Raw genomic sequence first — 8,900 nt, forward strand, 5'->3', positions numbered from 1 at the left:
GGCGGCGCGTGCGCGCTTCCGTCAACGCCGCCAGCGAGCCCGCGCGCGCGGATGCGTGCGAGCGCGATACGCCGGGTGTATCGCTCATGCCCGCAGTGCTGGTGGCGGCGGCAGTGCGGCGGCTCTCTTCGGAAGCCGACGCGGGCGCGTCCGTCGAGCTGGGCGAGATGGGCGAGATGGGCGAGATGGGCGATGCGGGAGTAGAGCGAGGAATCATGGTGGGCGTGTCCGCATGGCGGGCATGCTGCCCGCGTTCGAAGACGCTCACCGTACCGCGATGACATCGCGCAAGCGCCGAGCCAGCCGAAATTCATGGTTGCCCAGCGAAAGCGCCAAACCCAGCCTCGCAAGGTGCGAGGCTGGATGCAGGCCGCGACTTATTCGACCTCGGACGCCGCGCCATATCCGCCACCGCCAGGCGTCTGAATCACGAAAACATCGCCGGCCTTCATCTGCACCTGATGACGCGCGCCGAAGGTTTCACGCTCCGCCGAACCGGCTCGTTCGACCCAGTTCACGCCGACCTTGCCCGGCGATCCGCCCGCCATGCCGAACGGCGCAACGCGCCGGCGATTCGACAGGATGACGGCGGTCATCGGTTCGAGAAAGCGGACGCGCCGCTCGGTGCCGTCGCCGCCTCGCCATTGCCCCGCGCCGCCGCTGCCGTGACGCACGCGGAAGTCGTCGAGGCGAACCGGGAAGCGCCATTCGAGCACTTCGGGATCGGTGAGCCGCGAGTTGGTCATGTGCGTCTGCACGGCGCTGCAACCCGCCGCCGACGCACTCGCTCCCGAGCCCCCGCAGATGGTCTCGTAGTACTGGTACTGCTCGTTGCCGAACGTGAAGTTGTTCATCGTGCCCTGGGCGCCCGCCATCACGCCGAGCGCGCCGTAGAGCGCATCGGTGACGACCTGCGACGTCTCGACGTTGCCGGCCACCACCGCGGCCGGATAGCGCGGGTTGAGCATCGAGCCTGCGGGAATGCGAATGTCCAGCGGCTTCAGACAACCGGCGTTGAGCGGAATGTCGTCGTCGACGAGTGTGCGGAACACGTACAGCACGGCCGCCTTGCAGATCGCGGAGGGCGCGTTGTAATTGTTCGGCTGCTGTTCGCTCGTGCCTGCGAAATCGATCACCGCCGAGCGCGCGTCGCGGTCGATCGATACCGCGACGACGATCTTCGCGCCGTCGTCCAGTTCGTATTCGAAGCGTCCGTCCTTGAGCACCGACAGCGTGCGCCGCACGACTTCCTCGGCGTTGTCCTGCACGTGCCGCATGTACGCCTGCACCACGTCGAGTCCGAACTGCCCGCACATGCGCTCGAGTTCCTGCGCGCCCTTCGTGCACGCCGCGACCTGTGCCCGCAAATCCGCCATGTTCTGTTCGACATTGCGAACCGGATAGCGGCCCGAGGTCAGCAACTCGCGCATGTCGCCTTCGAGAAAGCGGCCCTGCGCGACCAGTTGCACGTTATCGAGCAGCACGCCTTCCTGATCGACGTGCGTCGAGTCGGGCGGCATCGAGCCCGGCGAAATGCCGCCGATATCCGCATGATGCCCGCGCGCCGCGACGTAGAACGTCGGCGTCGCATGGTCCTCGACGAAAACCGGCATGACCACCGTCACGTCCGGCAGATGCGTGCCGCCGCCATACGGCGCGTTGAGCACGTAGACATCGCCGGATTGCATGGTGCCCGCGCGCCGCTCGATGATGGTCTGCACGCTTTCGCCCATCGAGCCGAGATGGACCGGCATGTGCGGCGCGTTGGCGATCAGATTGCCGTCGGCGTCGAACAGCGCGCACGAGAAGTCGAGGCGTTCCTTGATGTTGACCGAGTACGACGTGTTCGCCAGCGTCACGCCCATCTGCTCGGCGATCGACATGAACAGGTTGTTGAACACTTCGAGCAAGACCGGATCGGCTTCGGTGCCGATCGCATGACGGTTCACGAGCGCGCTCGTGCGGTTGACCACCAGGTGATTGTGCCGGCTGACCTCGACTTGCCAGCCCGGCTCGATCACGGTCGTTCCGGTCTTTTCGCTGACGATGGCCGGGCCGTCGATACTCGCGCCGGGCGCGAGCGATTCGCGGTCGAACACCGGCGTGTCGTGCCACTCGCCGCCGGAAAACACGCGTGTCATGGCGAGCGGTTCGGGATTCGCGGAAGCACCCTCGGCGAGCGGCCAATGTTCGTCCTCGGCCTCGTGCGCCTGGCCGATCGCTTCGACGGCGACGGCTTCGATCACCAGCGCCTTGTTCGGCATCAGGAAACCGTAACGCGCGCGGTACAGACGCTCGAACGTCGCGACGATCGCGGGTGCGTCGTTGCTGAATTCGATTTCGAGCGCGGTGTCGGTGCCGTCGTATTTCACGTGAAGCGTGCGGCGCAGCGTGATGCAGTCTTTCGCGATGCGCTGCTGCGCGACTTCGTCTTGCGCGGCGTTTTCCAGCGGCGCGAACGCGTCCTCGCAAGCGGCGAGCGACGCGCCGTCGAGCCGCGTTTCGACGGCTTGCTGACGCAGCGCGCGCACGTCGGCGAGACCCATGCCGTACGCCGACAGCACGCCCGCGAGCGGGTGGATGAACACGCGCGTCATGCCGAGCGCGTCCGCGACGAGGCACGCGTGCTGACCGCCCGCGCCGCCGAAGCAGGCGAGCGTGTACCGGGTCACGTCGTAGCCGCGCTGCACCGAGATCTGCTTGATCGCATTCGCCATGTTCTCCACGGCGATCTTCAGAAAGCCCTCGGCGATTTCTTCCGGCGTTCGTTGCGCGCCGGTCGCCTTTTCGACCTGCGCCGCGACGTCGGCAAACTTGCGCTGCACGACGGCGGCATCCAGCGGCAAGTTGCCTTCCGGTCCGAACACGTGAGGGAAAAACTGCGCGCTGATCTTGCCGGTCATCACGTTGCAATCGGTGACGGTCAGCGGGCCGCCGCGCCGATACGACGCCGGCCCCGGATTCGCCCCGGCGCTCTCGGGACCCACGCGCAAGCGTGCGCCGTCGAAGCTGCAAATCGAGCCGCCGCCCGCCGCCACGGTGTGGATTTTCATCATCGGGGCGCGGATGCGAACGCCCGCCACTTCGGTGGCGAACTCGCGCTCGTATTCGCCCGCATAGTGCGTCACATCGGTCGAGGTGCCGCCCATGTCGAAGCCGATGATCGACTCGAAGCCCGCGAGCTTCGACACCTGCGCCGCACCCACGATCCCGCCTGCGGGACCGGACAGGATGGCGTCCTTGCCCTGGAAGCGGTGCGCGTCGGTGAGGCCGCCGTTGCTCTGCATGAATTGCAGCGGCACCGCGCCCAGATCGCTTTCCACCTGCTGAACGTAGTGGCGCAGAATCGGCGACAGATACGCATCCACGACGGTCGTGTCGCCGCGCGACACCAGCTTCATCAGCGGGCTGACCTCGTGGCTCACGGAGATTTGCGTGTAGCCGATGTCCTGTGCGATTTCCTTGAGCTTGCGTTCGTGTTCTGCGTACCGGTAACCATGCATCAGCACGATCGCGCAGGAGCGGATGCCGCTCTCATACGCCTGCCGCAATGCCGCGTAAGCCTGCTCCGTATCCAGTTCGCGCACCACTTCGCCGCGCGCGCCGATCCGCTCGTCGATTTCCACCACGCGCTGATACAGCAGCGTCGGCAATTCGATGTCGCGCACGAACAGCTTCGGACGGCTCTGATACGCGATTCGCAAGGCGTCGGCGAAACCCTTCGTGATCGCGAGCACCGTGGGCGCGCCCTTGCGTTCGAGCAGGGCGTTGGTGGCGACCGTCGTGCCCATTCGCACGCTGTCGATCAGATGCGCCGGCACGGGCTCGCGGGCCGCGACGCCCAGCAGATCGCGAATGCCTTGCACCGCCGAATCGCGATATCGCTCGGGATTCTCCGACAGCACCTTGTGCGTGACGATCCGTCCATCGGGGCGGCGCGCGACGATGTCGGTGAACGTGCCGCCGCGGTCGATCCAGAATTGCCAGCGGCGATCACGCGGTAGCTGAGTGTCGGCTTGATGTGTCATCAGAAGAGTTCTCCGGTGAATGTTGAGGTGCTCACGATTCGAGTTGCGCGCCGCGCGTTTCGGGCAGCGTCAGCGCCGCGAGAATCACGACGCCGTAGGCGGCCGCGGCGAAGGTGCCGATCGCGACGCCGAGCGCCATTTTTTGCGCGACGAAACCGATCAGAAACGGGAAGGTCGCGCCGACCGCGCGGCCGAAGTTGTAGCAAAAGCCTTGGCCCGAACCGCGAATCCGCGTGGGGAAGAGTTCGGTCATGAACGCGCCCATCCCGGCGAAGATGCCCGAGGCGAAGAAGCCGAGCGGAAAGCCGAGCACGAGCAGCAGCGCGTTGCTCATCGGCACGCGGGTATAGACGAGAGCGATCGCCATCGAGGCGATCGAGAACGCGATGAAGTTCAGCTTGCGGCCAAAGCGGTCGCTGAGAAAAGCGCCGCACAGGTAGCCCGCATACGAGCCGGCGATGATGACCGCGAGATAGCCGCCCGTGCCGACCACGCTCAGGTGCTGTTCGGTCTTGAGGTACGTCGGCAGCCAGGTGGTGATCGCGTAATAGCCGCCTTGCGTGCCGGTGGCGAGGATCGCGGTGCGCAGCGTCGTCAGCCAGACGCCGGGGCCGAAGATCTCGAAGAACGAACTCGTGTTGCCGGCTTCGGCGTCACGCTGCTTCTGTTGCAGATGGACTTCCGGTTCCTCGACGAAACGGCGAATGAAGATCACGAACGGCGCGGGCAACACGCCGAGCGCGAACAACGCGCGCCATGCGATATCGCCGGGCAGCAGCGAAAACACCAGCGTATAGAGTCCCGCCGATGCCGCCCAGCCAATCGCCCAGCCCGCCTGCACCATGCCGACCGCCTTGCCGCGATCGCGCGGCCGGATCACCTCGCCGATCAGCACCGCGCCCGCGGTCCATTCACCGCCGAAGCCGAAGCCCATCAAGCCGCGCGCGATCAGAAGCTGGCTGTAGTTCTGCGCGAACGCGCACAGCAGCGTGAAAAACGCGAACCAGACGATGGTGATCTGCAGCGTCTTGACCCGGCCGATGCGGTCGGAAAGAATGCCCGCGACCCAGCCGCCGAGCGCCGAGGTCAGCAGCGTGACCGTGCCGATCAGGCCGGCTTCGCCCTTGGTGAGACTCCATGTCGCGATCAGCGTCGGAATCACGAAGCTGAGGAATTGCGTGTCCATCGCATCGAGCGCATAGCCGACCTTGCAACTCCAGAATGCCCGCCGCTCGCTTGCGTTGGTGTGCCGATACCAGCCGAACATGCCGCGGCTCGCGGTGGTGTCCGCCGTTGCGTCGTCGGCGGGCGTGCTTGCGTATTGCGCTTCCGTAGTCATGCGTTTCTCCTGAGATGCGTCAGAACACCGCGAGCGATGCGTTGGGGATGTCGGTGACCAGCATGTGGCCAGGACGATGCGCGATCGCGAACGGCAGCCGCGCGCTTTCGATGGCGCTTTGAGGCGTCACGCCGCAGGCCCAGAAGACCGGCAGTTCGTGTTCATGGATCGATACCGGATCGCCGAAATCCGGGCTCGACAGATCCTCGATACCGAGCACGGCGGGGTTGCCGATATGCACCGGCGCGCCATGCACCGCCGGAAAGCGGCTCGTGATCTGCACGGCGCGAATCGCGTGGGCGCCGCTCATCGGCCGCATGGAGACGACGAGCCGGCCGCCGAACCGGCCCGCTGCCTGGTTCGCAACGTGGGTGCGGTACATCGGCACGTTGACGCCTTCATCCACGTGGCGCAGCGGAATGCGTTCGCGCGCGAGCATCTGCTCGAACGAGAACGAGCAGCCGATCGCGAATACGACGAGATCGTCGCGCCATACGTCGCGGATATCGGCGGGCTGCTCGCACAACACGCCGTCGCGATAGACGTTGTAGCCGGGCACGTCGGTGCGGATATCGAGGTCGCGGCCCAGCATCGGCAGATCGAATTGCCCCGGTTCGCCGACGCAGAGCAGCGGACAGGCTTTCGGATTGCGCAGGCAGAAGCGCATGAAGTCCTCGGCGTAGGCGCTCGGCAGAATGGCGAGGTTGGCTTGCGCGAAGTCGCCGCAATAACCGGCCGTGGGCCCTGAAAATTCCTTGCTGCGAACTTGCTGGCGAAAGGTGTGCGGCATGACGGCGATTCCGTTCGTGAGTGCGATGGGGTGCAGAGTAGGATCAACAAAATAGCTGCGCCAGCGAGTTATTCGTGCCGCTGGCGTTCAGGTTTTCTTAACGGTTTCGTGCGGGTTTTTACGTAGCTGATGCTTGGGGGTGCGTCGCGGCAAGCGCTTGCTTATTGCCCCGAAAGCATTGATGGACGGGCAATGTGGGTGGACAAGATCGAGGCGTTTCAATGCATGGCGAATACCTCGCGTCGTTTCGTCATACCGGCCACAAAAGCGACCGGTTTCGTATAAACGGCGCTTTTTGTTAAGGCATACTGCAAGCCGGAAACAATAAAAAAATCCGCCAATCTTCAGACCTGCCCCATGAACACGCGCTTTCTCGAAACCTTCGTGACGCTCGCTCAACTCGAAAGCTTTCGAGCGACGGCGCGCGTGCTGCACGCGACCCCGGCGACGATTTCGCTGCGCATCCGCTCATTGGAGGACGAACTCAAGACAGAACTCGTCGACCGTTCGACAACGGGCTTTCGCTTGACGCCCTCGGGCCAGAATCTGCTCGGGCCCGCGAAGAACGTCGTCAACGCCGCGCGCGCATTGCGGGAGGCGGCGGGCCAGGAAGTCGTGGTCGGCGGCAAGCTGCGGTTGGGCGTCATTGAAACGGTCGTGCATAGCTGGCTCGCGCACTACGTCACGCAGTTGAACGCGAGCTTTCCGCGGCTCGAAGTGGACCTGACCGTCGATTCGAGTTCGGTGCTGCAACGGCGTCTCCTGAGCGGCGATCTCGACCTCGTGATACGGGTCGAGGGCATCGACAGCACGAAGATCGTCTCCCGCGCGATCGCCAGTTATCCGGTTCGCTGGATCGCGAAACGGGGCTTGCTGTCGAAACGCGCCGAAGGACTCGCGCTGCGTGTGCTGGAGCGTCCGGTGTTGACCTTTGGGCGCGGCACCGCGCCGCAAGTCGCGCTCGAAAGCATCGTTCACGCGCTCGCGCAGCAGCTCGGCATGCCGGCCGGGCAAACCCGCATCACCTGCTCGCCGTCGGTCGCCGCGATCGTTCAACTGGTGCGCGACGGCTATGGCGTCGCCGCCATTCCGGGCCTGTTCGTCGCGGAGGCCTTGCAGAGCGGCGAATTCATCGAGTTGCCGCTCAAACCCGTGCCGCCGCCGATCATCGTGTCGATTTGCAAGCCGGTGGACGCGAGTCCGATGATTCATGCCGCCGCGAATGCGGCGCAGCTTGCGTGCTCGGCGTATTGTCAGACGCGGCGCAAGGATCTGGTCGAGGCGCTTTGATCGCTTTGGTCGAGCTTGAGCAGCAGGTTCATTTCACGCGGTGAAAAAAGCGTTTCGTCTCGCGCCAACCCGATTCGCTATTGGCGCGGTGCCGATGGGCCATCGGTACGAGGATGGTTTTTTTCAACCGTGAGCGGGATTCGGAATGTGGCTGCTGCGTTCACTCAACCTGACCGCGGGCGTTGCTTGCGCATTGTTGCTCGCCTCCGCGAATGCGTTTTCACAGCCCTGTCCAACGGCTGACGACTGCGCGAGCTTGCTGCGCATCAGCACCCACGACGACAATGTGCGGGCCGAACGTCACCGGGAAGAACAGCTACGCGAGGAACGCTTGCGTTCCGAGCGCTTACGTTCCGAGCGGTTGCGCTCGGATCGCTTGCGCGAAGAGCGGCTACGTTCGGACCGATTGCGCGCCGATCGCTTGCGTGAAGAGCGCCTTCGCGAGGATTAACCAACGCCGCGTCGCTGCATCGCCGGGGGCGCCGGGGGCGCCGCATCGCCGCGTTCCCGTTCAACGAGCCGCCTCGACGCAGGTGTGATGAAGCGCCTCGACCGCCCGGCATGCGTTGATGACCCGGACATGCTGCCGGCTCGGACCACTCGTCTGGTCGAGCAACGTTTCGATCGAGCGCGCGTCGAGGTTGGGCTGCAAGCCGAGCAGCAACGCGACGGTGCCCGTCACGTTCGCTGTCGCGAACGACGAGCCCGAGACAAAGTCGTAATGTCCGCCGGGCGTGAGCGTCAGGATGTCGTGGCCGGGCGCGTAGAGCACGCGCGCGGCGGAATCGGAGGCGGGGCCATTCGTCGCGCGTGCCGACGCGCGTGCCGAGTCCACCGCGATCACGCCCGGCACGCCGACCGGAAACGCCTTGAGGTTGCCGTCCGGCAGCACCGCGCCCACCACGATCACGCCTTTTCTCACCGACAGTTCGATCAGTTGAGTGAGCAGCGGATCCTTCGGCCCGCCCAGGCTCAGATTGATGATCTGTGCATGCGCTTCGAGCGCCGACTGGATCGCCTCGGCGAGCGTGAACGAATTGCAGCGCGAAGGTCCGCTGCGATTGTCCGCTTGCCAGCAGGCCTTGACCGCGATCAGTTTCGCGTGCGGCGCGACGCCTTCGATGCCGGCCTTGCCGTCCGCGCCGCCCGCGCGATCCGACGCGATGACGCCCGCGACCGCGGTGCCGTGCAGGTCGCGATTGAATTGCGTCCAGTCCTCGTCGACGAAATTGCGCGTCGAGACAATGCGGTCGCGCAGATCGGGATGGGTGGTGTCGACGCCGGTGTCGATCACCGCGACCCGCACCGAATCGCCGCGCGTGACCTTTTGCGCCGCGCCCGCGCCGATTTCGCGGAAGCCCTGCTGCAAGTCGGTGTAGTCGTTGTTGCCGGCTGGCGCGTCGGCGAGCAAGTCGAAGGTCTGCAACGGCTGCGCGAGGCTGACGCGGGAATC

At 65.2% G+C, this 8,900-nt stretch carries 7 protein-coding genes; 3 read left to right on the forward strand and 4 right to left on the reverse strand.

Annotated elements, in window-relative coordinates; genetic code table 11:
* The first annotated feature begins 8 nt into the window (after positions 1 to 8).
* On the forward strand, positions 9 to 281 hold the full coding sequence (locus tag ACTJLC_RS15710) for a hypothetical protein (protein WP_310129780.1): 273 nt from the start codon (positions 9 to 11) through the stop codon (positions 279 to 281).
* A 96-nt stretch (positions 282 to 377) separates the two neighbouring features.
* Here the strand turns inward: ACTJLC_RS15710 and ACTJLC_RS15715 are convergent, their stop codons facing one another.
* Genes ACTJLC_RS15715 through ACTJLC_RS15725 form a run of 3 tightly spaced genes read right to left on the reverse strand, consistent with a single transcriptional unit; the run spans position 378 to position 6,157 of the window.
* Entirely contained in the window at positions 378 to 4,028 is a 3,651-nt protein-coding gene (locus ACTJLC_RS15715; RefSeq protein ID WP_440844510.1) for a hydantoinase B/oxoprolinase family protein, read from the reverse strand.
* Positions 4,029 to 4,059: 31 nt separating this feature from the next.
* Positions 4,060 to 5,367, reverse strand: coding sequence for an MFS transporter (locus ACTJLC_RS15720; RefSeq protein WP_083082261.1), 1,308 nt, complete (start codon positions 5,365 to 5,367; stop codon positions 4,060 to 4,062).
* Between the two features lie 19 nt (positions 5,368 to 5,386).
* A complete protein-coding gene (locus tag ACTJLC_RS15725; RefSeq protein WP_114163957.1) occupies positions 5,387 to 6,157 on the reverse strand; it encodes a putative hydro-lyase in 771 nt (256 codons plus the stop codon).
* 357 nt (positions 6,158 to 6,514) lie between these two features.
* On the opposite strand from ACTJLC_RS15725, the gene ACTJLC_RS15730 reads away from it, so the two are divergent.
* Positions 6,515 to 7,447 carry a LysR family transcriptional regulator gene (locus tag ACTJLC_RS15730; RefSeq protein ID WP_073428660.1) on the forward strand — a complete coding sequence of 311 codons (933 nt, stop codon included), beginning with the start codon at positions 6,515 to 6,517 and terminating at the stop codon, positions 7,445 to 7,447.
* Positions 7,448 to 7,592: 145 nt separating this feature from the next.
* Positions 7,593 to 7,898, forward strand: coding sequence for a hypothetical protein (locus ACTJLC_RS15735; RefSeq protein WP_310129775.1), 306 nt, complete (start codon positions 7,593 to 7,595; stop codon positions 7,896 to 7,898).
* A gap of 60 nt (positions 7,899 to 7,958) precedes the next feature.
* On the opposite strand, the gene ACTJLC_RS15740 is transcribed toward ACTJLC_RS15735, so the two are convergent.
* The coding region (locus ACTJLC_RS15740) for a S8 family peptidase (protein ID WP_440844513.1) at positions 7,959 to 8,900 on the reverse strand (942 nt) is incomplete at its 5' end.

It is taken from the genome of Paraburkholderia sp. 22099, from assembly GCF_052045835.1.
Taxonomy (GTDB): domain Bacteria; phylum Pseudomonadota; class Gammaproteobacteria; order Burkholderiales; family Burkholderiaceae; genus Paraburkholderia; species Paraburkholderia terricola.

Bases quoted from the DNA above. Each gene is read 5' to 3' on its own strand.
- ACTJLC_RS15735 (WP_310129775.1), top strand. From the start codon at position 7,593: ATGTGGCTGCTGCGTTCACTCAACCTGACCGCGGGCGTTGCTTGCGCA.
- ACTJLC_RS15730 (WP_073428660.1), top strand. From the start codon at position 6,515: ATGAACACGCGCTTTCTCGAAACCTTCGTGACGCTCGCTCAACTCGAA.
- ACTJLC_RS15720 (WP_083082261.1), bottom strand. From the start codon at position 5,367: ATGACTACGGAAGCGCAATACGCAAGCACGCCCGCCGACGACGCAACG.
- ACTJLC_RS15715 (WP_440844510.1), bottom strand. From the start codon at position 4,028: ATGACACATCAAGCCGACACTCAGCTACCGCGTGATCGCCGCTGGCAA.
- ACTJLC_RS15725 (WP_114163957.1), bottom strand. From the start codon at position 6,157: ATGCCGCACACCTTTCGCCAGCAAGTTCGCAGCAAGGAATTTTCAGGG.